Origin of the sequence: Marinomonas communis, from assembly GCF_004363305.1 — a bacterium.
GTDB classification, from domain to species: domain Bacteria; phylum Pseudomonadota; class Gammaproteobacteria; order Pseudomonadales; family Marinomonadaceae; genus Marinomonas; species Marinomonas communis.
The window spans coordinates 1,308,897-1,334,299 of sequence record NZ_SNZA01000001.1 but is presented as its reverse complement, the minus strand read 5'-3'; the positions used below and the strand labels follow the sequence as shown (position 1 = coordinate 1,334,299).

The window sequence follows — 25,403 nt, the reverse complement described above, 5'->3', positions numbered from 1 at the left end:
TGAAGGGATATTGACGTTGAAACTGGGGCAAAGGATAGCATTTCGACAAGCGAAGATTATCCTATTTACATCATTTCTTATTGGCGGCATATCCGCTTTGCTGCAGTTTTACAGTGATTTGATTCATGTTCGTGAAAACTTACACGACAGTATTGAACGCTCTGTTTCTCTTTATACTCCCAACCTACAACGCTCTATCTACAACCTTGATGTTGTGCAAGTTCAAAATATCTCTGAGTTGATACTAGCGGATCCATTGTTTGCTTCGGTTCAGGTATTCGATGATTTCGGTGATCAAATAGGCAGTACGTTGCAGTTGGCCCCAGTACAATCAAACTGGCTGACGAATATTAGTTTTCATTTGTTGGGGTTACCTTTGGAAATGGCACGAACTATTGTCATTCCATCTAGCCGAGAGCGTGACGCAAAACTTGTGCTAAAAATGGACAAGCATTACGTCGCAAGTGGGTTAACGAGTAGGGCCATTACGTTAGCGTTAACTGGACTCATTTCAACACTTTTATTGAGCTGTATTTTATTCATTGTTTTTTACTTTGCTTTATCAAGACCAATCCAAGAGATTGCTAAGTGGGTGGCTCATCTTGATCAAGATAATAAACAGCAAGCCGCCATATCACCCTATACCAAAGCTGATGAGTTGGGGGAATTGGTTCAAAGCGTTGAGCAGATCTGGCATAAAAAAGATCTAGCGAATCGCCAAATAAAAACTTTAGCTTACTACGATACTCTGACGGATTTAGCTAACCGCAGAATGTTCATCGAGCGGTTGGAAGAACAGTTAGAGTTAACCTCACAGCATCCGCTAGTGGGGGCGGTTATGTATCTAGATATTGATCGCTTCAAAACAATTAATGACTCTCTCGGTCATCATGTTGGCGATCAGTTACTGATTACTTTTGCTCAACGTTTGAAAGGCTGTTTGCCTGATGGTGCTGTTACCGCGCGATTTGGTGGAGATGAGTTCGTTATTCTTTTACCCGCTCATTATAAGAATGAACAAACGGCAGCCACTTGTGTTCAGAACATTGCGAGACAGGTTAATCAACTCGTATCGGCTCCAGTTCAAATAGGGCGTCACTTAATTCATTGTACAACCAGTATAGGATTGACCATCTTTCCGCAGTCGAAGGATACCAGCAGCCAGATTCTAAGGCGTGCCGATACCGCACTGTATCGTACAAAAGCAGAAGGGCGAAATGGCTTCCGCTTCTTTGATGTAAGTATGCAGCGCTTGGCTCAAAGTCGCTGGCAGCTTGAGGAAGGTCTACATCAAGCGATTCACCGAGGTGAGCTGGAATTATGGTTTCAGCCTCAAGTCACGAAAGAGGGAGTGATGTCAGGTGCTGAGGTCTTACTGCGTTGGAGACATCCCACACGAGGATTGATTTCACCGCTAGAGTTTATTTCCGTGGCAGAAGAGTCAGGCCAGATTGCCGCAATTGAAGAATGGGTGCTAGATGAGACCATGCGTTTAATCAAACACTGGGATAGCATGGGATTACCTGAGACCTTCCGTCATGTGTCCATCAATATTAGCCCCTCACATTTCATGCAAAGTGGTTTTGTAAGCCAAGTAGAAGGCGCGTTAGAACGACATACTGTTGCAAACGTTAATATTGAGCTGGAAATTACTGAAAATCTCTTGATTGAAAACTTTGAGCAGGCGATAAAGACCATGAAAGCTTTACAGGCAAAAGGTATCGCTTTTTCAATCGATGACTTTGGTACAGGCTACTCTTCATTACGATATCTAAGTCAGCTACCACTAAATGTGTTAAAAATTGACCGCTCTTTTGTGGCACCTATTGATCACGAGAGTGATGAGACACCAATTATTGATGTGATTATGCTAATGGCTAAAAAGCTTGGCCTTGAAGTAATTGCCGAAGGTGTGGAGACGCAAGCCCAGCGAACCTTGCTGACTGAGCGAGGCTGCCGTTTATATCAAGGGTATTTCTTCTCTAAGCCGTTACATCATGAAGAGTTTTATACCTTGTTAAAGCAAGAGCGAGTCTTGTTACCAACTTAAAGCATTCATGATGAAAATTTCATCAATGCCATAGACTTTTCACACATAGGCTTTATAGTACGCTCATCAATCACTAAGCCCCTTAATTGGGGCTTTATCAATTTCTGGATACCCCATGATCGTAGCTTCTAACGTTACCATGCAGTTTGGTAGCAAACCTCTTTTTGAAAACATCTCCGTTAAATTCAGTGATGGCAACCGTTATGGCCTAATTGGCGCGAACGGCTGTGGTAAATCCACTCTTATGAAAATCTTAGACGGCAGCTTGATTCCAACATCGGGTAACGTTTCTGTAAGCCCTAATCTACGCGTGGGTAAGCTAAACCAGGATCAATTTGCGTTTGAAGAATACTCTGTAGTCGATACGGTTATCATGGGCTACAAAGAGCTTTGGGAAGTGAAGAAAGAACGTGACCGTATCTACAGCTTGCCAGAAATGAGTGAAGAAGACGGCATTAAGGTTGCTGAGTTAGAAGGCGAATTCGCTGAAATGGACGGCTACAGCGCGGAAAGTAAAGCGGGTGAGATTTTGCTGGGCGCTGGTATTGATGAATCGTTACACTTTGGTCCGATGAGTGAAGTCGCACCGGGCTGGAAGCTGCGTGTGCTATTGGCGCAAGCGCTTTTCTCTGAGCCTGATATTCTGCTTCTTGATGAGCCGACTAACAACTTGGACATCGACTCGATCCGTTGGCTGGAAGAAATGCTTAACCAGTACAAGTCGACCATGGTAATCATTTCCCACGACCGTCACTTCTTAAACTCCGTGTGTACCCACATGGCAGACATCGACTATGGTGAACTACGTGTTTACCCAGGTAACTACGATGACTTTATGTTGGCGTCGGCGCAAGCTCGCGAATCTATGATGGCCGCTAACGCGAAAAAGTCAGCACAAATTGCTGACCTAAAACAGTTCGTAGCTCGTTTCTCGGCTAACGCATCGAAAGCAAAACAAGCCACATCCCGTGCGCGTCAGCTTGAAAAAATCAAACTAGAAGACATCAAGCCTTCTAGCCGTCAGAATCCATTTATCCGCTTCAATCAACAGAAGAAGCTTCACCGCCAAGCGTTGATCCTTGAGAATTTAGGCCACGGCTTTGAAGGTGAGAAGTTGTTCAAAGGTGGTAACTTGATCCTTGAGGCGGGTGCGCGCTTAGCAGTTCTAGGTGAAAATGGTGTGGGTAAAACCACCATGCTGCGTTGTTTAATGAATGAAATTGAAGCCCAAGAAGGTACGGTGAAGTGGGCGGAAAACGCTACCCTTGGCTACTGTCCTCAGGACAGCAACGATTTGTTTGATAATGACATGACACTGTTTGACTGGATGACGCAATGGCGTAAACCATCGGATGATGATCAAGTGGTACGTGCGACCCTAGGTCGTATGTTGTTCTCAGCGGATGACTTTAAGAAGAAAGCCAAGGTGTGTTCTGGTGGTGAAAAGAACCGTCTAATCTTCGGTAAACTGATCCTTGAAGAAACAAACGTTTTGCTAATGGATGAGCCAACCAACCACTTGGACATGGAGTCGATTGAATCTCTCAACATGGCGTTGGAAATGTATCCAGGTACATTGATTTTCGTGAGTCACGACCGCGAGTTTGTATCGTCTCTTGCGACAGAGATTTTGCATATTAAAGATCACAAGATCGAGCACTTCCAAGGCAATTACGACGAGTTCCTTGCGTCAAGAGAGTTATAAAGTTAGATAGGCAAAAATGGCTATGATTCCCATAGCCATTTTTAATGAGATCTCACTGCTTGATTCTTGTAATGTTTGATATTTGATCAACAAAATGCCTAGGGAATGGCGTACGAAAAAGGTAATCTCCTTGCTCTCAATCGCTTCATCTTCTTCGCATATCCCGCTTTCTGAACTGGTGCTATCGCTTACGACCGCTTTGGATATGACGGAAGGGCAGCCTCCAGAACATTGTATCCGCTGTAGCTGGATTGGTTTGCATTTGGGGCAGCAACTTGGTCTGTCCGACAATCAGCTTTACGACTTATTTTTTACTATTTTATTAAAGGATGCTGGTTGTAGTAGTAATGCCGCACGTATTTGCGAGCTTTATCTGACACATGACCAAGATTTTAAAAGAGATTACAAAACCATTGGCACAAGTGTCGCCAGTGCTCTTAGCTTTGTTATGCGTCATGCAGGGAAAGAGCAAGGGGTATTAACACGCATCAGTACCACTTTAGATATCATAAAAAATGGCTCTCAGTATGCCCAAGAATTGATTGAAACACGTTGTACAAGAGGTGCGGAAATAGCGACCGAATTGCGTTTCAATCAGGACGTCTCTTTGGGTATTGCCAGTCTTGATGAACACTGGAATGGCGAAGGGAGGCCACTCAAACTCTCCGGTGATGTAATCCCCCTTTATTCGAGAATAGCCCTGTTGGTTCAAGTTGTGGATGTTTTCCAGAACGAACACAGTATTGAGCGCGCGTTATCCGAAGCCCGTCATCGATCAGGCACTTGGTTCGATCCAATGTTAGTCGATCAGCTGACGGCATTATTTTCAGATCAAGCGTTTGTGGAAGGGCTCTTGGCTGATGATATTCGCGAGCGAGTGCTAAAGATTGCGCCTAAGAACACGCATATGCTACTGGATGACGATTACTTTGACTGCATTGTGGCGGCTTTCGGTAAGATTGTGGATGCGAAAAGCCCTTATACAGCGGGACACAGTCAACGTGTCGGCTTTTACGCCGCGAATATTGCCAGTGAACTTGGTATGAGTGCTGAAGAAGTAAAGTGGGTTGAGCGAGCCGCTTTGCTTCATGACATCGGTAAGCTAGGGGTCAGCAATCAAATTCTCGACAAGCCTGGACGTTTAGAAGCATCAGAGTGGGAAAGAGTTCAAGAGCATGCTTTCTATACGGAATCAATATTAGCGCCTATTTCCTGCTTTAAAGACGTTGCTAAAGCTTCGGCATCTCATCATGAAAAGCTTGATGGTACTGGTTATCCGAGAGGGCTTAAAGGAGATCAAATTCCTCTCATTACTCGCATCATCACAACAGCAGATATTTTTGATGCCATCTCCGCAGAACGACCCTATAGAGCAGCCATGCCAGTTTCCAAGGTATTAGACATTATGGAAGAAAACTTACACACTGCCATTGATGAGCGTTGTTTAGAAGCATTAAAAGCCTGTATTGATCGCATCCCTAAACACTGGTTAGTTGCGGAGTAGCTTTAGGTCACATTGACCAAGAATAGGTTAACGTCCCATAACGAGTATCATTACGATATTGCTCTGATTCGCTTTGGAACAAATCCGAATGGTTTACAGCGAATGTGAGAGCGCTTCTTCCCCAAGAGTACGTCAAGCCATAGTTCAGGCCAATAAAAGTATGGTCATAATCTACGCTGGCGCTGTCGCGATAGGTGTTGCCATCGGTATATATTTGGTTAAACACGTATTGCGCTTGAACCCCTAAGTACAGATACCACTCACCGTCAACAGCGATAGGGTTACTGGTTCTAGTATCCATCAGTAATACACTAGCAAACGAGTGACGTAAGTCTCGCCCGTAGCGAACAATCACATTTGAGCTAACAGAGCTTTGCAGAGTTCCAAGATTCGCTTTGGCTGTTGTGAGCAGGTCATAATCATCAAGTTCGGAAGACCAACTGCGCCACACTCTCCCGCGGCCAAATTGGAATACTGCCTCATTGCGTAATTGCGCATCCCATCCTTTTGGTGCTTCGGATCCGAGTATGCTGTGTATTGCGTTTTGTGATTGTTTGCCTAATGCCGCTGGACCAACCACTCCGACTGTTGTGCTGACTACATCTGCATGATTTCGGCTACTTAAAATGTAGCTGTTTGTGAGGGCTATAATAGCTGAGTAAGGAATATCGTTCGCATCAGGTACAGTTCGAGTAATATCTGATGGTGTGAACATGGATTGGCCGATGTTATAAGCATTAATGGCCTCATCAACTCCTTTGCTAGGCATACTCCATAAGAGGGGCGTCACGAGGAAACTTGGCTGCGGTAACACGGATTCGTTATCTAAGCTTCCTTTTTCATAAACAGCCAGATACAGCCCACTAGTATAACCATCATCACTGTTAACAAAGTAATCATTATCTAGAGTGACACTCGCGACACTATTGCCCGCGTGTATTTGATAACTTGTTACAATCAGCAAAAAATATATTAGCTGTCTGAGCTTTAGCATAGTAACGTTCACGTTCCATGTATGGATAGTTGGCATCATTGTATCGAAGCCCATTCTTGATAGGTTTAAACTAACAAGAATGTTTATCCTGTGTTTTTGTGATTATCCTTTGGTTTATGCGATCTTTACAATACCTTGCACTAAATAAGGGTTTATTTCCATAATTTATGATGATTCTATTGATGGAGAATAGGTAGTGAAATGTCCACATTGTGCTCAAAACTTGCCAAGTAAGAGAGCTTTATCGAGTTTTTTCAAGCCAACTCATTGCGAATCGTGTGAACAAAATTTCGTTGTGACATTAAGTGTTAAACGAGGCGCTCTGCTGATTTTGCCTGTTGCAGCTACGCTGTTTTTTGTCAAACCTCTAGCGTATCAGTGGCAGATTGATGCCACGTTTCTACATGCCATTATTTTATGTTTATACGGACTGTCATGCTTAACGGTACGTTCAGCATGAATAAATAAACTTATAAATTACTCTAATGAATTGCTTTTTTCTGTAACAAAACAGTCACATAAACTTAATAAAGTCTACCGATTCAACCAGTGTGCTCTTATTTACGTCTGCTACACTGAATTAGTTAAGGAAGCTGTCTCACATATCACTCATGGATAGACACTTTTCAATCAGTAGGTAATCCTGTGCAGATCAAGCAGAAGCTTATCCTAAATACCAGCGTTGTCGTGGTATCTCTCGTTATCTTAATTGTTGCCTTCCTATTTGCAGAAATTCGTTTGAAAGAGTTGATTCAAGGAAAAGAAATGGCTCAACGTCAAGAGTCTGAAATGCTGCTCTTAAGGCGTCATGAAAAAGACTTTTTGGCGCGTGGCGATGAAAAGTATGTATCGCGCTTTGAAGACGTAGCGCAACGAATCATCGAACAACAATCCGCTCTTGATGCTATGTTTATTGAGAGTGGTGTTGATGTTAAAGCGTTCAGCAATTTAACGACATTATTTGGCGATTACCGGAATAAATTTGTAGAGCTGGTCGATGCGAAGAAGGCAATGGGCTTGAGTCACGACCAAGGGCTTGAAGGGCAACTTCGTTCGGCGGTGCATGATATAGAAACTGCGCTTAAGACATTAGATCAGCCTGCTATCATGGTGACTATGTTGCAACTAAGACGGCATGAAAAAGACTTTATGTTGCGACTGGATGCCAAATATATTGAACGCTTTGATACAACAATATCGACACTGACAAGTCAGCTTCAGAGTGCTCAGATCAGCAATCGTGAAAAGCAGTCTTTGACGAATCTTGCTGAGGTATATCGCAGTAAGTTTTCAGACTACGTGGCACAGCAACAGCGAATAGGGCTTTCTAGTGAAGAAGGTATCTTAGGCGAAATGCGTCGTACGATTCATCAAACTGAAACCAAGCTTGAGGCGATGGTTTCAAGTATGTCACAGCAAACGGAGTCCTTATTAACCAGAGTCGAGTGGTTGATTACTAGTTTATTTGTCGTCATCGCAGTGATCGCAAGTTTGGTCGCTTGGCGGGTGGGGGCTTCGATTAACCGTCCTTTGGCCGTTATTCGTGAGGCCATGCTTGAAATTGATCGGTCGAGAGACTTAAGTCTTAGAGTGACCTATCAGGGTAAAGATGAAATTGGTGATGTTGCTCGAAGCATTAATCAGATGCTAGAGGGCTTTCAAAAAGTCGTTGGCTCTGTAAATGAGACAGTGTTGAACATGAAGCAACAAACCCAGCAACTCTCTCAAACCGCTGAACGCACGGCAAAAGATGCGGAGCGTCAACGTGATGAAACAGATATGGTTGCAGCTTCAGTAGCGCAGATGGTCGGCACTATTGAAGATATTTCACGTAACATGGAAGTGGCAGCCGACAAATCGCAAAATGCTCAGCAAAGTGTTTCTGATGGTCAGGCCAGAGTCACTTCAGCTGTAAGTCTTGTTAATAATTTATCAGGACAATTACAGTCTTCCGTTCTTTCTGCACAAGAACTTGCTAAAGAAAGTGAAAGTATTGGCACTGTGCTAAATGTCATTCAAGATATAGCGGAGCAAACCAACCTACTTGCATTAAATGCAGCAATAGAAGCTGCTAGGGCTGGAGAGCAAGGGCGCGGTTTTGCTGTCGTTGCTGATGAAGTTCGTGCTTTGGCGAGCCGTACTCATGATGCTACAGTCGAAATTTCTGACATCATTAACTCGTTGCAGCAACGTACTCAAAGTATTGTCACCATCATGCAATCTTGTGGTGAGGAAGGTCAACGTAGCCGTGATGAAGCTTCTGTCATCGGTGATGTATTAGAGCGAATTACTTATGAAGTGAATGAAATTTCTGAAATGGCACAATCTGTGGCGACGGCTATTGGCCAGCAATCGGTTGCAGCGAATGAAATCAATCGTAATGTGGTCATTATTAATGAGATTTCCATGGATACTTCTGAGGCTGTTAGACTGAATTCACGCTCAAGTCACGACATTTCGGAGTTGGCACATCAATTAGAGGGTGTTGTTTCACGGTTTAAACTCTAATGAATCATTCGGTTTGTCTAAAAGCCATCTTCGGGTGGCTTTTGTGTTTTCTGAGCCTTAAGACTCCATATTGTTTTGTCTTTTCTTGCGCACGTTCCAGATCAGGGGCTGCTTTAATAAAGCTAATGTTTTTAGTGATTTGGAGGCGATATGTCTAATGTATTTGTAATCGGTGCAACGGGAAAAATCGGTAAACGCTTGGGCCCAATGCTGGTGTCCGCGGGTCATAATGTGACCGGGCTGAGTCGCAGTAGCGCTAATGATAATTGGTACCAGCAAAACCAAGTAGCCAGTGTCAACGGAGACATTATTGATATCAGTGTGGAAGAGCTGTCTGATTTAATGGCGGGTCATGATGTCGTTGTTTTTTCGGCAGGCGCTGCAGGCAGTGGTTTAGATCGCACTCAAGCAATAGATGGTGACGGTCCCGTAAAAGTCATTGAGGCAATGAAACGAAACAATATTCGTCGTTTGTATTTAGTTTCTGCTTTCCCTGAAGCTGGGAGAAAAAAAGATTTGGGGGAAGGTTTTGAGTTTTACATGGAAGTGAAAAAGCAAGCAGATGCTGAAGTTGCTGCTACAAGTCTTGATTGGGTTATCGTTCGACCCGGTACATTACTCGATGAAGAAGGAGATGGGGCTGTCAGCCTTGGAAAAGCCATCCCTTACGGTACGGTGAAGCGTGGTAATGTGGCCAAGGTTTTAGCGAGTTTAATTGATTTACCGCTTATACGACGTGAAATTATTGAATTGACGGATGGCGATGAGGCTGTTGACGTAGCGCTTTCAAACTTTGCGAAAGCTTAGCAAATGTTCCTCTTTCATCTCGTAGCGCTATGGTTTTAATTAAGCTAGGCTTTAAATAACTGATCAAATAATCAACTCCTTTTTGGAGGTCGATATGGAGACTCATTTATTTTCCTTGGTCCATCTGGTCGAACAATTAGGGCTAGAGGGTTCGGAACGAAGCATTGAAATGCTTGTCGTGAGCATAGCCCCGATTCCTAGTAATTTAGAGCTTTGGGAAGCGCCTGAATGGGATGCGGTACAAGCAGATAAAATTAAGCAATGGAAAGAGCCTTCTTCGCCTTGGAATGACGCCGTTGAGCAGCTTGACTCATTACTTAGAGCCTAAAAAATGGCGCTCGTTTGAGCGCCATTTTTTAACTAGCCTTACTTAAATTTATCTACCTTGAAAAAGAACGTTTCACCTGTACTGTCGTCAACACCATCGTTGTCTGTTACTGCGTAACCGATATTGTTGGCATCTATCGTAAAGCCTTCGATCTTATCCACTACGACACCATTTTGTGCTTTAAGCTCTGGCAAGAAATCGTATATTAGCTCTTTGCTCACAGTAGGCAGTTCTTGCCCCAGTTTCGCTGTTTTGATACTCGAAATTTCTACTTTATATAGACGTTTCACTTTCGCGCTTTCAGCCAGTTGGTTGTCACGCTCAAGAATGTAAAAGTGACCATTATGCGCGGTGATTTCTGACAGTCCCATCCAGCCTTGCTTCGCTTCCTCTAGTGGATAATGCGCGGCAGACCATTGCTGACTGTTTAGATCATACTTGAGAAGTTTGCTTGCTGTTTTAGGGTCATCTTTCCAAGGTCTTTGGACCGCAATCCATAGCAGATCGTCAACAAGAGTAATACCTTCGGCACCAAAGCGTTCTTGGTTCTCAAGCAGCTCCGCTGGGAATGGAATGGTTTGATCAATTTCTCCAGACTCTGCTACATGATAGATAGCATGAGGAACTTCTTTTTTCTCATTACCTTCAGAGGCTAACCAGAAGCCTCCTTTGGGATCGGCAACAATGCCTTCAAGGTCAAGCTTTTCAGCTGGTTTGCCATCACGTGTGACCACAAGCTTATTGGTGATTTGTGCCGGAGCTTGTGTGGCATCAATGGTAAAAATCGCAGGCTGACTACTGTAGAAACTATCGCTGACAGCGTACAGCTTACCTGCTTGTTTGGGATCCGCTGCAAGACCTGATAAGGCTCCCCAACCAATCGGTGCGCCAGATTTATCAAGGTTAGATTGGATCTGCGGGTAACTTGGTGCTTTGTCGTCCAGCTGATATAGCATCACGTGTGAACGTGGACCTTTATCTTCGATCAGATCTTTCTCGTTCGCCGTGGCGATCAGGTTACGAGATGGGATGGCGATTGCCGATTCTGGTGCAATGCCGGATGGCAACATTTGTACTAACTCTGGAACTGCTCCAGTGTCTTTGTAAACACCCACAACAGAACCCCGTTCAGACATCACAAAGATATAAGTTTGGCCGTTGAATCGACCGACTTCTAAGCCTTCTGGCTCTGAGCCTTTCTTACCAGAACGTTTTCCTGGGTAATGGCCAACACGAACAACTTCATGTTCAAAGCTTGCTCCGCTTTCAAACAGCACTTCACCTTGTTTATTAAAAATCGTAAAACCTCGGGCGCCACCTTGATAGTCCCCTTCGTTTGCAATCACGAAACGATCGTTGTCTAACCATTTAACGGCATCGGGCTCACGTTTTACCGCCTTTAGAGAGCTTGCGAATGTCAGTGCTCCATCCTTGTTAATATCAATATTTGACAGATCAACTTCACCAGCACTGAAGTGATTGGTCACTTTCGCTGTTTTCGCATCAACAATAACAATATGGTTATTTTCTTGCAGGGTAATGACCACTTCATTGTGGTCATTAAACGCGACAAATTCAGGTTCAGGATCTGTTGGCGCAATGTCGGCAAGACCCGTTAGAGGAATGTTATGTGTTTTCTGACATGTACCGGAGGCTTGGTCGAATTCGATAATGACCACGTAGCCAGCTGGGAGCTGAGGGATGGCACCGTCATTAAGGTCCTCATCACGCTCATTCTCAATTGCGACCGCAATATAGCGACCATCTTTTGAAACCGCTACAGAGTCCGGTTGACCGCCTAACTCACAGTGCTGTATCACTTTTTGCGATGCAACGTCTGCAATCGCAAGGTAGCCGCTTGGTTTTGTGTAGCTTTCAGAAGTGTTAACCCCCGCTACGACCCATTTACCAACGGTAGCAACCGAAGTCGGTTCGCCATTTAAGTCTAGGAAGCCTTTGGCTTTAGGGTGTTTCGCATTTTTGATATCGACAAATCCAATGCCGCCAAGAGGGCTGTCGGAGTAGATTAACGTATTACCGTCAGCGGTTGCAGTGATGATTTCAGCAGACGTTTCAGTTTCCAAAGTATGAGGTCCAAGATTTTTGGCTACTGGAAAACTTGCTATACGCTGGAAAGAATCTGCTTGTACCGAGAAAGCTGCTGACAGTAAGCATGACGCTAACAGAGTACGTTTAAAACCGTGACGTAACATAAAGACTCCAAGGAAAGTTATAAAAATTTCAAATAACTTAACGAGGTTCTTTTTCAGTTACGTGTGAGTTTAATGTCATTTTTATGACGTACAATATTGTTTGGAAAGGATTTTTGCCTTGACTGAGCAAGGGAGCGCTCAGCCAAGGCAAAGTATTTAAAGGCCTGTCACGAAGGTGCCTGTAGGCATAACTGGTAGGTATTTTTTATAGAAGTCTAAGTAAGCTTGCTCAGGGTTAAGATCTGTAAACAGATCAGGGTAAAGCACTTGAGCATAAAACTGGATCATCGGACCGTCTAAGATAGATCGCACTGCACCGTGGTAGGCCCCATACATACGATCATTTTCTACCGCTGATAAGCTAGACCAACCAGTACGATCTTTGAAACCTGCTAGTCGAGACTTGGTTAGATCCGCATCAACGCCTTGACCCATAACCATTGCATCATCACCAGAGCCAGTTTCATATCCTGTCATAACGATTACGTCGGGGTTGGCAGCAAGGATTTGCTCAGGGTTTAGTTTTCCCCACCATTCAACGTAAGGTGCTGAAATGTTGTCGCCGCCAGCCATAGTGGAAATAGCGCCCCACATATTTTTACCAAATGTGTAGCCAATCTCATTAACGCCCGCTGCACCGTACTCGGTGTAAACCGTCGGTTTAGGAAGATTCGCTTGCTCAATACGCGTTTGAATCATGCTAAGGTTTTGCGTGTATTCATCCGCAATTTTTTTAGCACGCTCTTCTTGACCTGTAATGACGCCAATAATTTCAGTGCTTTTTACATGGCGTTCAAGGGTTTGTGCATTGTAGTCCACTACGATGACCGGAATACCAGCATTTTCTAGTCGTTCGATGTCGCTTCCTAGGCCCTTGTATTGCCAATCCGCTAGCATGATTAAATCAGGGTTTAAGCTGATGACTTTTTCCACAGAAAACGTTTTTGTATCTACTCGGCCGATTCCTGGGATCTCATCTAGAGAAGGGCGGTGTTCTAGGTACATTTCCCAGTTCGCTGGGCGTGCTTGCCAAATGTATTTAGACATACCAACCACATGGTCATAAGCTGCTTCAGTACCAATCGCCATGTAGTCTTCTGGGTAAAAGCCGACTACAACACGTTTAGCTGGCGCATCAAATGTGACTTGGCGGTCTAGAATGTCTGTCACGGTGACATCTTGTGCCAAACAGATTGAAGACGTAAGCAGTAAAGTAGAAAAAGCCGTGATTTTCGGCAGCATAGTGTTTTCCTTTGTTTCAAAACCCTAAATCAGCAATTCCATTGACTAGAAATACCATTTATTCCTTGTGGCGCATTCTACAGTTATTTAAAATGTTTCTGCAAATCATTATCATTTGATTATATGTGCAGCAACATAGCATGAGATGGTTTGTGTTCTCCCAAGAGGTATATGATTACCTACGGCAAACGGATCTCTTAATAGACTAAAGACTCATGCAACATTCCATTATGATTGCCGAAGCACTGGACTCGCAGAGGCGTTCTGAAAAGCGTCGTTGGTTCGTGCTATCTGCACTGCTTATATTACTGCTCTGTTCATTTATTTTTGATATCGCAACTGGACCGTCTTTGCTTGACCTTGGCGATGTGACCGATGCCTTGTTAAACAAACTGGGTGCCCCGGTTGAGGTAGCACGTACTACAGAAGTGATTGTCACAAATCTTCGTTTACCGATTGCTTTAATGGCCATTATTGTCGGCGGCTCCCTAGGTGTTGGGGGCGCTGAAATGCAGACCTTATTAAATAACCCTATGGCGAGCCCTTATACGCTTGGCATGGCTGCGGCGGCGGGGTTCGGGGCCGCATTGATGCTGTACATCGGCTCGCTAGGCCTGAGTTCTCAAATTGCGGTACCAATCGGCGCCTTCGTATGTTGTATGTTGTCAGCAAGCCTATTATTTGGCTTGGCGATGATGCGCCATATTACCTCGGGGCAGCTTATCTTAGCCGGTATCGCATTGCTGTTTTTATTCCAGTCATTACTGTCTTTGGTTCAGTTTGTCTCTTCCCCTGAATTAAGCCAACAGATCTTGTTCTGGTTATTCGGCAGTTTAACTAAAGCTAACTGGACCAATGTAACCATTACTGCAGTAGTGACCTTTGCTTGCATGGCTGTTTTGCTAAAAGACTCTTGGAAACTGACTGCACTTCGCTTAGGAGAAGAGCGAGCAAAAAGCTTGGGGGTTAATGTCACTAGGCTGCGATTAAAAACCCTTATCTTGGTTGCTATTATGACGGCGACAGCGACCAGTTTTGTGGGGATTATTGGCTTTATAGGGATTGTTGCTCCCAACATTGCAAGAATGCTAGTGGGTGAAGATCAACGCTACTTCCTACCATTGTCATTTGTGGTGGGGGCGTTTTTGCTCTCAAGTGCTTCTGTACTTTCCAAGGTTATTGTTCCTGGTGCTCTATTTCCGATAGGCATTGTCACTGCAATCATAGGCGTGCCATTTTTCTTTTGGCTGATCATCGGTAAGAGGCGATAACGATGTTAAAAGTTGAGAACCTGGATTTATCGTTTGATGACCTAGTGTTAGCAGACAACATGAGCTTCGAATTAGAAGCCAGCAAAACCCATGTCATTATTGGCCCTAATGGCACCGGTAAAAGCACCTTGTTAAAGACGCTATTTGGCGATATTCAGCCTCAAAAGGGGCAAGTGTCTTTTGAGGGGGCTCCTTTGACTAAAGCAACGCTATCTACTTGGCGTACCCAATTTGGTTATATGCCACAAGACATTCGCTTAGATGTCGGTTTAACGGTTTTAGAAGTCGTTCTGCTTGGCCAGTTAAATGCTTTGTCGCTTAAACTTGGTGATCAGCTGTTAGAAGAGGCGTTGCAAGCATTAGATCAAATTGGTCTGTTGCATTTGGCAAACCGTGATGTGCGAACTTTGAGCGGGGGTCAATGTCAGATGATCCTATTCGCCCAGGCCTTAATGCGTAAACCCAAGATTTTAATGCTGGATGAGCCGGTGAGTGCTTTGGACCTACATTTTCAGCAAGTTCTGTTAGATCACTTAGATCAACAGACAAAGCAAAAGGGCTGGGTATCCCTAATGATTCTTCACGACCTGAACCTGGCAGCACAATATGCGGACAATTTATTGGTGCTAAAAGGTGGAAAAGTGGTTGCGCAGGGTGCGCCGAAAGATGTTATAACACCTGCTATGGTGGAGGATGTGTACGGGGTTAAAGCGGATGTGCAATTAGATAGTCTAGGCGTGCCTTTCATACGTACACAAAGACGTGGTGCACACGCCTATGTCAGTATGAAGGAGTCTTTAAATGAATCAAAACCGGAATCATCTTATGCTAACTAGATCGCTACTTTTTGCGGCTATGACCTCAATAGCTTGTTCATCTGCCTTTGCTAAAGACTGGCAAGTGCAGATGTTAAGCTATGGTGAAAAAGGGCCAATGGTGTTTGAGCCGGATTTCATCCAAGCACAAGTTGGTGATACGGTTACTTTCCTTCCCACTCAACCAGGTCATCATGTGGCTTCTGCTTTGACGCCAGATCAGCAAAAGGCATGGTCATCAAAGCTAAATGAGACTTATACCGTAGAGCTCACTGAAGAAGGTGTGAATTTATACTATTGCCCACCACACTTGATGATGGGGATGGTCGGTGTGATTCAAGTAGGAGAGTCGGTAAATAAAGAGTCTCTTGATCAATTTTACCCTTCATTTCGCAATAAGATCGCTCTCAACCCTGAGCGTGTTGACGCTATCCTAGAGCAGGTTAAATAACCCACAGCATGAACGCTAATCACTTTTTAGCAGACTGGCGCGCATTATCTGCGGCCAGTCGTGTCCTTGTTATCAATGGCTTCACCTTCAATCTCGGCTTTTACATGTTACTGCCATATCTGGCAGATCATCTGCAACGGAATCTCGGCCTGAGCCCATGGCACGTGGGGATTGTGATTGGCTTACGAGTACTCAGTCAGCAAGGTTTATTTCTGGTGGGGGGAACCCTAGGCGATTACTTAGGTTATAAAAAGCTTATTTTGCTTGGTTGCCTTGTTCGGGTCGCGGGTTTTGGGTTGCTAGGCTTCGCTGCGAACTTCCCATTACTGTTACTTGGAGCGTTTTTAACTGGCTTTGCTGGTGCGTTATTTACCCCCTCTAGTAATGCGTATTTGGCACATGAAGCACCTGATCAAATACGTCGCGATCGTATTTTTGCCATGCAAAATTGGACTAGTGAATCAGGTATGTTTCTCGGGCCTCTATTGGGGATTATGTTAGTGGCCATAGACTTTATGTGGGTGGGTTTTGGAGCCGCACTTTTATTTTTCAGCCTGTTCTTAATCCAGTGGCGCTTTTTACCTGAATTGGCCGATCAAGAAAAGCGCAACCGCAGCGAAGGTGCGTTTTGGCAGCACTGGTTAGACATGCTTCAAAACACAGCATTTATAAAGTTCATCGCTTGTGCCTGTGCGTTCCACTTATTTTTCCATCAATTGTATTTAGCCCTGCCAAACGAGGTTGAAACGCGAGAATTGGACTCAAGTGTGATTACTTGGGTGTTTATGACCTCATCTATTTTAGGAATATGTTTTCAATTACCTATTAGTCGTTTGGTTAGCCGGACCATAGGAAGTGCTAAAGCGATGGGCTTGGGACTTGTCCTAATGGGGAGCTCTTATTTACTGTTTTTACCAAATACAACAATCCTCCCAGGTGCGAACTTTATTCTGTACGCTGCTGTATTCAGTGTTGGCTCAATGCTAGTTCTCCCATTACTAGGTTCCTACGTACCAAAATTTTGCTCTACATCTGAGCTGGGTAGCTATTACGGGATGTATTCGTGTGTCGGTGGTTTGGCCGCATTTATAGGTAATGTACTGATAGGGATGTTGCTGTCTTGGTCTTCTTTGCCGAGAGAGTTGATTTGGATTGGGTTCGCTATGGTAGGACTCATTGCAGGCTACCGTTTATACAGTCATGTGAAAAGCATTGCGTAAACGAAAGAGAGCCCTATAAAGGGCCCTCTTTATTGCTTGATGGGTTGCTTAGAAGCGGTACTCAACACCAACACTCGCTTGGTTAAAGTTAGTGTCAAAGTCACTGTCTTCGTCTAAGTCGTCAGCACTTAGCTCTGCATCGTACCAAGTATATTGGGCATTAAGCAGTAACTGCTCAGACAGTTTAAAGTTTAAGCCTGCGCCTGCGAACAATGCTTCGTCATCTGAGCTACCCGTTACGCCAGCTACAGAATATTCTGTGTCGTACCAGATTTGACCTGCTTTGGCGAAAAACTCAATAGAATCTGTTAAAGGTAAAATACCTTTTACCGCTGCACTGTAACCGTCGGTTTCAGCATTAGCGAGATTGCCGCCGTATGAACCGAAATCAGTATAACCACCTTCTAGAGCGAAGAATTCATTAAAACGGTAACCGATAAGGCCTTGCCATACATCATTATTGTCATCAAAGTCGTCATCGCTATCGACTTTTAAGTAGCCGTAGTTACCACCAATGTAGAGACCGCTTTCGTTTGTGCTCCAATCTTCTGCGTGGGCAATTCCAGCGAATGATGAAAGGGCAATGGTACTAGCAATGATTGGCATAACTTTTTTCATAGTATTACTCCTTGTGACCAATTTGTAAGAACGAGTTCAGTGTTGATCGGATTGGTTTGGGAGTAAATACAAGCGGCGCTAACTTCAATTTTGCTGTGCGATTTGTTCTGCTTAGGTGCAATAAGTTGTCAAATAGGGCGTAGGATTTGGGCTTTCTTGACAGATAAAAATAACAAAGCCTCAACCAAAAGTTGAGGCTTCAAAGGGGAAATCGACTATTTGGCTAGATTAAAATGTGTAACCAACGCTTGCCATAAATGCTACTGGATCGATATCCAACTCGGCAGATTTCACACCATTAAGTTTTACATCCGTATTGATGTCCATGTACCAAATCGAAGCGTTTAAGAACAAGTTTTCAGATAGACTGTAATCAACACCTGCTTGAACGGCTAGACCAAATGAGTTGTCAAGATCTAGTTTAGTACCAGCGATAGCGCCTTCAGTTTTCTCATCAAAGAACACTGTGTAGTTAAGACCTGCACCAACATACGGACGTACCGCACTGTCTGCTTGACCGAAATAGTACTGAGCCATTAAAGAAGGTGGGAGGTGAGATACTTCACCAATTTTACCTGCGCCTGCTAGTGTAACGTCATGTGTAAAAGGTGTTGCTGCAAGTAGCTCGATACCGACATTATCAGAATACATATATGTAGCAGTTAAACCAATTTGAACATTGCTTTCTACGCCTAGGTCTAGACCTGTACTGCTTTCGTTTGGTACGACATTCACCAAACCGCCACGAATAAACATGTCACCCGCTTCGTGTGCCATGGCTAGAGGGGCGCTTACAAGTGCAGCGGAAAGTAGGGCGAATTTAGTTACAGATTTCATATCCATGTCTCCTGGTGGGTGCAAATCAAATAAGATGTGCTCACCATACGCCGACCTCAAGAAAAGAAATTGATCTAGGTTAGTTTTTGAAAGATACGTGCGATGGATACATGGATTCTATTAATCTATGTCATGAAAATGGTGTCGCTGCAGAGGTTTACGCGTAAAAGTGTTGAATTATGCTCGAATGGAGATTGCCAGCCACCATTCAGTGGCTGGCTTGCGTTTATGCGAGTGCAGAACCATGATGGGCGTTGTCAGAGGTTTCTGGTAAAAACTTCTGTAAGCGCAAAAATAAAGATCGATGCTTGAGAATAGACAGTAACTCTTGTTCATTCAGGTGTTCATAAAGCGCATCAATAGAGTCACTGTGCTCGATTTGCCATGCAGCGCAGACTTTATGTCTATCAAACTGTTTGTTTTCAAGCTCTGGGAGTTGAGCAAGGTGCCAATAGTAAAACTCTCTGTTATCGACATAGTCTTTTAGAGTATTAGAGCTGCTTGCGTGATGCTCGAGTTTCGAAATATGTTGCTCTAACAAGCTTACGATTTTGCTTGGCCTACGTTCCTCTGGACCTTTCAACAGACCCAATCTAGCGAGCAAGTTACCTCGTTTAGAGCCACCACTTAACCAAGAAAGAGGGATTGAGAAAATCAATCCAAATGAAATGGGCAGTGACCAATAAAATAGTTGTGGGCTCAAAAAGTAGGCGCTGGCCGCAAGTAACATACCAAACAATGTATGGTAAATGTGCGCACGTGCTGCCTCAGGCCAGCGGTTCGCACCGTCATCTCGGGACTGCGGCTTCCAGCCACTGTCTCGACCTTTTAATACGTCTACTACAACTAAAAATTGTGAGAACATCAAAATAGGTGCGTAAAGGGCCGAAATGAGCACTTCCAGCAGTGTATCTATGGTCAGCATAATCGGCCCGCCAAACTGACGGCAAACACGCCAATGTAGCATCGCATTAACCCAGCCATAAAACTTAGGGGCTAATACTAACGCCATGGAGACAATGAATAACGAGCGTGCCTTTTCAAAGTCAAATACCGGCCAAGTTGGGAAAAGCGATAGATTGTTAAAATACTCAGGTCTGACAAAGTGGGCTTGCACCGCAAGAGCAAAACCGACGGCAATTAGTGCAAACCAAAAAACAGCACTGAAGTAGGAGAATATGCCCGTCATCAAGTGCATTCGAGAGACGAAGTGTAGGCCTTTAGCTGGAACAAATGCTTTGTGCTGCAAGTTTCCCTGACACCAACGACGGTCGCGAACCATGACGTCAATAAGTGATGGCGGCGCCTCTTCATACGAGGCCTGCAAATCGGTGTCAAAGCGAACGCCCCATCCAGCTCGGCGTAAGAGTGCTGCTTCTATAAAGTCGTGACTCATGACATGGCCGCCAAATGGTGCTTTACCAGGAAGGATGGGTAAACCACAAGCTTCAGCGAAGGCGCGAGTTCGGATAATGGCGTTATGGCCCCAGAAATTCGAAGCGTTACCGTGCCAAGTTGTTAATCCTGCAGCATAAATTGGTCCAAAACATTGATTGGCGAATTGCTGAATTCGGCTGTAGAGCGTATCGGCACGTATAATCGTTGGAAGTGTTTGGATTAAGCCTAGGGTTGGTTCTGCCGCCATACGGCGAGCCATAGAGATTAAGCACTCAGCACTCATCAAACTATCCGCATCAAGTACAATCATGCATTCATATTCAGCGCCAAAACGGGTTACCCAGTCTGAAACATTACCCGCTTTTCGCTCGGCATTATTAAAGCGGCGGCGATAGTAAATAGGGCAACCAGTCTGATCATTATTGATAATCGGATGAAAGGCTTGTTTTTCGCGAATACTATTTTCGGCTCTATTGGTATCACTCAGAATGAAAAAGGCAAACTTACCTGGCGCATTCTCCAATAGGTCTTCCTGCATGGCTTCAATGCTAGCTCGAATCCGCATAGGATCTTCATTGTAAACTGGCAACAATATTGCGGTAACGCCGTTGGGTTCAGCTTCCAAGCGTTTTTTGCGAAAGGGTGACAACTTGAATAGCAAGCCGAGAGTCGCTTGACTAAAAGCGAACGATATCCAAGTGAAGTTGATACAGAAAAGCCCAAGAAACAACCACTGTAACCAAGTAATGTGGTTGGTGCTCAGTACCTCATACATCTCCTTCGCGCCGTAAGCAGAGAGTCCCACGGTAGAAAGTAGTACAAATAATCTAGATAGTATGGTTGTGATAAAAAAGCGCTGTTGCTGCTTTTTTGAGTCCTTTCTCTGCTCATTGACCCCATGCCTTGGCATTTCGAGTACCGCGTCTTTGGGTAAAGCATAACCTGTTGAGTGTTTCATTTTATGATCCATCATTCTCCCGTCCATCGATATAACCATGTTTCCGCGAGTGGTTTATTGTCTTGTTTTAGCTGCAACCTAATCTCAGCCGTGTCGGCTTCTGCTGGGTCAAAGGTGACAAAAGCTCGAACACCTTGCTGATAAGGGTTTGCAACCAATTTAGTGTCAACAATTTTGCCTTGACTGATGTTGGCATCTACTTGAAGGCTCTCAAGCGTTGATACGCTCAAATCTTCATAATCAATTACCAATTGGGGCTCAGATGAAGACTTGTTTACCGCACTGCGAACAATGTGCGGTTGTCCCGATAATACTGGCGTGTCATTAGTGAGTGTCAGGCGGTATGAATATTCAAAAGGTTGACCTTTTTTAAGGGGCGCTTCTGGTTGCCAGTAAGCAACAATATTGTCGTTACTTTCAGACTGAGAAGGAATTTCAACCAGCTCAATATGGCCTTTGCCCCAGTCATTCATTGGTTTCACCCAGATAGAAGGGCGGCGCTGATAAAGGGCTTCTAAATCTTGATAGGCACTAAATTGTCGCTGGCGCTGAATCAAGCCAAACCCTTGTGGCGATTCATCCATAAACGCACTAATCTGTAGTTTGTCTGGGTTAGTCAATGGGCGCCATAGCATTTCCCCTTGTCCTGTTTGAATCTGTAGACCTTCTGAGTTGTGTACTGCTGCACGGTGGTCAGCTGATGGGGAATCGTCCATCGTATTATTAAACATGTACATAGATGTTAAAGGTGCTAAACCAACATGGGCTAAATCCTTTCTCGGGAATAGCGTGGATTCCACTTCGATTCGTGTTGGTGATCCGGGGAAGATACCAAATCGATAAGCTCCGGTAACACTTTTGCTGTCAAGCAAAGCGTGCACAACAATCGCTTGCTGTGAGCTTGAAGGTCGCTCTATCCAAAAGTGGCGGAACATAGGGAATTCTTCCCCTTTAGGCTGTGCGACATCAACCGCGAGCCCTCTGGCTGAAACGCCATACTTTTGGCCTTTGGAAATAGCGCGAAAGTAGCTGGCACCTTGAAAGACAATAAATTCATCCTTCTTATCATCGGTGTTGATGGGGTAGTGCAAACGTAATCCTGCGAATTTTCCCAGTTCCGCAATCAGCTTACCTATGTTTTCATTTGGGGTGACAAAGGAGTCGGTAGTGGCTTTGATGGGATAAGCTCGTCCGCTTTCAACCGCATCGATTTCGACTAGATCTTGATACAGAAACCCCGGCGCGAATAATTGAATAGAGAACTGTGTTGGAGCTTCTCCCCAGACCGCTTGGTTTTGCTGAAAGTTAATTTGGCGATAGGTATCGGCGTCTAAGTTAATTAATTCGGGGGCTGCTTTCTGGGGCGCTTTCATCGGCTCTGCAGCAAGTGCTTTCGCTAAATCGATAACGGTTTGACGAGAGAAGCTGTAGCCAGCTTGCTCTGATGACACTAAGTTGGAGGTCTGTTCCTTGTTTTCATTAGTGCTTGGCAAGCTTTCTTCTGCCCAAGATGCATTTGATAATGCTAAGCTCGCGATCACAGGTAATGTTAACGTTGAAAATTTCAGCATATAAGTTCGTTATTCGCTTATTAAAATAAATTTCTAGGGATTTTGGTAAGAGCCACTCATCTGACCATAGTCATTAATCATAATGATAAATTGGCCGGATAATGTGATTTTGCTGTCGGGAAATTGCAAAGAAAACGAAATGTGAGATAGTCGCATCCGTATAATGTAAAGACTGTATAATCGCTTGAATAATATAGAAAATATGACATCAAACATGGCGGATTATGCACTCATTGTTGCTCTTCTGCACTCTGTTTGATGGATGTATTAGAGGTTTTTTTAGCTAGATTTGGAGAGAAAGATGGCGTTGTTGCTCGTAGGGTTAGTTCTGTTTATTGGCATTCATTCAATACGCTTGTTCGCACCAGAATGGCGTCAATTTATGATTGAGCAACTGGGCAGCAAAAATTGGAAGCTTATGCATGCGGCAGTGGCTTTTATCGGCTTGATGACTACGATTATGGGGTACGGTTACGCACGATACAGTGCCGAGTGGCTTTGGTTTCCTCCTGTATGGACCCGCCATGTTGCTGCGTTACTGGTGTTGGTTGCATTTTTCTACATGATTGTAGCGGCCATGCCATACAGTAAAACGAAGTCTCGAATTGGCGTACCAGTGGTCGTGGGCGTTAAGCTATGGGCTTTTGCGCACTTGATTAGCAATGGTACTACAGCTGATGTGGTCTTATTTGGTAGCTTCCTAGCGTGGGCGGTCACAAATTTCGTGATCTCTAAACGCCGAATGAGAAGTGAGGAGGTGGTTTATCAAGCGCCTGATTTTAAGTTTGACCTGCTTGCCGTGGTGCTTAGCCTAATCGCTTACTATATTGTTGCTTTCCACTTACATGCATGGCTGATTGGTGTGGCACCGTTTGCCTAAAAGATGAAAGCAGGGTTGTTTTCAACAACCCTGCTTCGACCTGAGCAGCATATTAGCTTTTAAAATAATGGATATTTTCGTTTAACTCTTTCGTTAAGTTAGCTAACTGGTTGGCCGTTTCAGCATTTTGTTGCGCGAACGTCACCATCTCGCGAGCCCCTTCATCAACTTCCGTTGTGTTCTGGCTAATTCCTTTTGTCACGCTGGTTTGTTCTTCTGTCGCGCTGGCAATTTGAGTGGCTCTATCACTGATGCTGGTAATGAGAAGTTTGATTTCATCAAAACTCATTCGAGCTGCATGAATGTCCGTCACACTTTTCTCGGCTTGCTCATGGCTTTTATGGATCTGGGTTACGGCATGCCCGCTGCTGCTCTGTAGGTTCTCAATCATTTTTTGAATTTCTTCAATCGAGCTATAGGTTCTCTGGCTCAACACGCGAACTTCATCTGCAACGACGGCAAAGCCTCGGCCTTGTTCGCCAGCGCGAGCCGCTTCAATTGCAGCATTCAGCGCCAATAGATTGGTTTGCTCAGCAATATCAGAAATCGTATTGAGAATGGAGTTAATATTTTCAGCGTCTTGGCTAACACGCTGAATAACTTCTGAAACCGCACCAACTTCCTGAGCGAGCTTTTGAATACTTTTCTGGCTGGTGTCAATTTGCGCCTGCCCTGATTCACTTGATGACACTGCATTGTCAGCATTGTGGGCGGTTTCGAGTGCATTGTCTGCGATCTCTTGAGTCGCTTGAGCCATTTCATGAACAGCTGTTGCCACCATGGTGATGCTGTCTTGTTGTGCTACAAGTCGGCTGTGACTGTGCTCAGATGTTCTATTAATAGAGTCAGTTTGTTGGGTGATTTTATTTTCAATGGACTTAATATTGTTGATGGTCTTTTGCAGGCGTTCGACAAACTGGTTAAAAGCCGTTACTAGGGCCGCCACTTCGTCTTGACTGTTGACCGAGATGCGCGCGGTTAAATCGCCTTCGCCATGTGCGATGTCCTGAAGGCGCGCGGTGACAGTTCTTAAATCCTTCAATAGCCATTGAGTTACTTTGAAAACCACTAAAGATAGTATAACCAATAGAACGACTGTTGATAGGACAGCAGAAGTGGCGAAATCATTAATCGAAGCCATCAACTTACTTTTGTCCATAACAAGCACTAACGTCCAGTCAGCCTTGGTAAGGTTTTGTAAGTAAGCAAACTTAGCAACACCATCAACTTTCACTTCTTTAAATATAGAGTTTTGTTGTGATTGGTTAAGGTCACTCTGATTAAGTTGGTAATCTAACTCTGTAATTTTCTTTTGAATAAATTCTTTATTCTGATGAGCGATAACTTCTCCTGAACTGCTTAGCAGCATTAACTCACCGTCACCGAGTACTTTTAGTTCAAGAATTCGGTCAAGCAAGTCATCCAAAAAGACGAGTCCACCGATGGCACCAACGAATTGACCTTTAACAAAAATGGGCTCAACAAATGTCATGGATAACTTTTTCGTCGATGCTGAAATATAAGGCGAGGTGACGTAAGACTGTTTTCCCGCTTTGGCATCTTTATACCAAGAGCGTACTCTAGGATCATAATCAGCACTGTTTAGGCTTGGATCATGTCGGTACATGTGGCCATTTTCCAGCCCTAGAAACGTCATACCAAACCCTAAACTGGATTGTGCTTGCTGAAGAATTGAGAGAATCTCATCCTCGTTCTCTTCTTGATTTACTAAAGACTTTTCAAGATGCTTTTTGACCGTTGCCATAGTTGACTCCCGGTCTGAGTACCAGTTTGTCAAGTAGACATTGATGGCTGATGCTTGAGATTCAGACTCTGACAGCATGCTGGTTTGATTAGCGCTAGAGAATTTATTGTAAGCAAGCCAACCAACAGAAATGGAGACAATAAGTATGGCTAGGATGCTTTGCAGCGTGATTTTACTCTGAAGAGAAAGACGCATTAACTATTCCTTAATTTGAAGGGTGAACTGTCGCATTAATAGTTTAGCCGCTAAATATAAAGAAAAGACACAA

The 25,403-nt window shown here is 44.2% G+C and carries 19 protein-coding genes; 11 read left to right on the top strand and 8 right to left on the bottom strand.

Going from position 1 to position 25,403, the window contains the following annotated elements; all coding sequences use genetic code 11:
- Positions 1-10: 10 nt before the first annotated feature.
- From C8D85_RS06230 to C8D85_RS06220, 3 genes are all read left to right on the top strand, one after another.
- Complete coding sequence (locus tag C8D85_RS06230; protein ID WP_133560654.1) at positions 11-2,050, top strand: putative bifunctional diguanylate cyclase/phosphodiesterase; 2,040 nt, start codon at positions 11-13, stop codon at positions 2,048-2,050.
- A gap of 115 nt (positions 2,051-2,165) precedes the next feature.
- Positions 2,166-3,755: an ABC-F family ATPase gene (locus C8D85_RS06225; RefSeq protein WP_133560652.1), complete on the top strand. Its 1,590-nt coding sequence runs from the start codon at positions 2,166-2,168 to the stop codon at positions 3,753-3,755.
- Between the two features lie 130 nt (positions 3,756-3,885).
- Positions 3,886-5,259 (top strand): HD-GYP domain-containing protein, encoded by a 1,374-nt coding sequence (locus C8D85_RS06220; RefSeq protein WP_244936919.1) that lies wholly within the window; start codon positions 3,886-3,888, stop codon positions 5,257-5,259.
- A 7-nt stretch (positions 5,260-5,266) separates the two neighbouring features.
- Here the strand turns inward: C8D85_RS06220 and C8D85_RS06215 are convergent, their stop codons facing one another.
- A complete protein-coding gene (locus C8D85_RS06215; RefSeq protein ID WP_244936936.1) occupies positions 5,267-6,253 on the bottom strand; it encodes a lipid A deacylase LpxR family protein in 987 nt (328 codons plus the stop codon).
- Positions 6,254-6,898: 645 nt separating this feature from the next.
- On the opposite strand from C8D85_RS06215, the gene C8D85_RS06210 reads away from it, so the two are divergent.
- From C8D85_RS06210 to C8D85_RS06200, 3 genes are all read left to right on the top strand, one after another.
- Positions 6,899-8,761 (top strand): methyl-accepting chemotaxis protein, encoded by a 1,863-nt coding sequence (locus C8D85_RS06210; RefSeq protein WP_133560646.1) that lies wholly within the window; start codon positions 6,899-6,901, stop codon positions 8,759-8,761.
- A gap of 150 nt (positions 8,762-8,911) precedes the next feature.
- Positions 8,912-9,568 carry an NAD(P)H-binding protein gene (locus C8D85_RS06205; RefSeq protein WP_133560644.1) on the top strand — a complete coding sequence of 219 codons (657 nt, stop codon included), beginning with the start codon at positions 8,912-8,914 and terminating at the stop codon, positions 9,566-9,568.
- 94 nt (positions 9,569-9,662) lie between these two features.
- Complete coding sequence (locus C8D85_RS06200; RefSeq protein WP_133560642.1) at positions 9,663-9,896, top strand: DUF2789 family protein; 234 nt, start codon at positions 9,663-9,665, stop codon at positions 9,894-9,896.
- Between the two features lie 38 nt (positions 9,897-9,934).
- On the opposite strand, the gene C8D85_RS06195 is transcribed toward C8D85_RS06200, so the two are convergent.
- Both C8D85_RS06195 and C8D85_RS06190 read right to left on the bottom strand, forming a co-directional pair.
- On the bottom strand, positions 9,935-12,109 hold the full coding sequence (locus C8D85_RS06195; RefSeq protein ID WP_133560640.1) for an esterase-like activity of phytase family protein: 2,175 nt from the start codon (positions 12,107-12,109) through the stop codon (positions 9,935-9,937).
- A 156-nt stretch (positions 12,110-12,265) separates the two neighbouring features.
- Positions 12,266-13,351 carry an ABC transporter substrate-binding protein gene (locus tag C8D85_RS06190; protein ID WP_133560638.1) on the bottom strand — a complete coding sequence of 362 codons (1,086 nt, stop codon included), beginning with the start codon at positions 13,349-13,351 and terminating at the stop codon, positions 12,266-12,268.
- A gap of 215 nt (positions 13,352-13,566) precedes the next feature.
- On the opposite strand from C8D85_RS06190, the gene C8D85_RS06185 reads away from it, so the two are divergent.
- Genes C8D85_RS06185 through C8D85_RS06170 form a run of 4 tightly spaced genes read left to right on the top strand, consistent with a single transcriptional unit; the run spans position 13,567 to position 17,108 of the window.
- Positions 13,567-14,622, top strand: coding sequence for a FecCD family ABC transporter permease (locus tag C8D85_RS06185; RefSeq protein ID WP_133560636.1), 1,056 nt, complete (start codon positions 13,567-13,569; stop codon positions 14,620-14,622).
- 2 nt (positions 14,623-14,624) lie between these two features.
- Positions 14,625-15,458, top strand: a complete 834-nt coding sequence (locus C8D85_RS06180; protein ID WP_133560634.1) for an ABC transporter ATP-binding protein — start codon at positions 14,625-14,627, stop codon at positions 15,456-15,458.
- Positions 15,448-15,888, top strand: a complete 441-nt coding sequence (locus tag C8D85_RS06175) for a pseudoazurin (RefSeq protein ID WP_228189564.1) — start codon at positions 15,448-15,450, stop codon at positions 15,886-15,888. The genes C8D85_RS06180 and C8D85_RS06175 overlap by 11 nt, the downstream gene beginning before the upstream one ends.
- An 8-nt stretch (positions 15,889-15,896) precedes the next feature.
- Positions 15,897-17,108 carry an MFS transporter gene (locus C8D85_RS06170; protein WP_133560632.1) on the top strand — a complete coding sequence of 404 codons (1,212 nt, stop codon included), beginning with the start codon at positions 15,897-15,899 and terminating at the stop codon, positions 17,106-17,108.
- Between the two features lie 48 nt (positions 17,109-17,156).
- Here the strand turns inward: C8D85_RS06170 and C8D85_RS06165 are convergent, their stop codons facing one another.
- From C8D85_RS06165 to C8D85_RS06150, 4 genes are all read right to left on the bottom strand, one after another.
- Complete coding sequence (locus C8D85_RS06165) at positions 17,157-17,726, bottom strand: porin family protein (protein WP_133560631.1); 570 nt, start codon at positions 17,724-17,726, stop codon at positions 17,157-17,159.
- A gap of 228 nt (positions 17,727-17,954) precedes the next feature.
- A complete protein-coding gene (locus tag C8D85_RS06160; protein WP_133560629.1) occupies positions 17,955-18,563 on the bottom strand; it encodes an OmpW family outer membrane protein in 609 nt (202 codons plus the stop codon).
- A gap of 226 nt (positions 18,564-18,789) precedes the next feature.
- Positions 18,790-20,919: a glucans biosynthesis glucosyltransferase MdoH gene (gene mdoH / locus C8D85_RS06155; protein WP_133560627.1), complete on the bottom strand. Its 2,130-nt coding sequence runs from the start codon at positions 20,917-20,919 to the stop codon at positions 18,790-18,792.
- 11 nt (positions 20,920-20,930) lie between these two features.
- A complete protein-coding gene (locus C8D85_RS06150) occupies positions 20,931-22,490 on the bottom strand; it encodes a glucan biosynthesis protein G (RefSeq protein ID WP_133560625.1) in 1,560 nt (519 codons plus the stop codon).
- 301 nt (positions 22,491-22,791) lie between these two features.
- On the opposite strand from C8D85_RS06150, the gene C8D85_RS06145 reads away from it, so the two are divergent.
- Complete coding sequence (locus tag C8D85_RS06145; protein WP_133560623.1) at positions 22,792-23,370, top strand: NnrU family protein; 579 nt, start codon at positions 22,792-22,794, stop codon at positions 23,368-23,370.
- Between the two features lie 52 nt (positions 23,371-23,422).
- Here C8D85_RS06145 and C8D85_RS06140 read toward each other — a convergent pair whose 3' ends face one another.
- Entirely contained in the window at positions 23,423-25,330 is a 1,908-nt protein-coding gene (locus C8D85_RS06140; RefSeq protein ID WP_133560621.1) for a methyl-accepting chemotaxis protein, read from the bottom strand.
- Positions 25,331-25,403 lie beyond the last annotated feature (73 nt).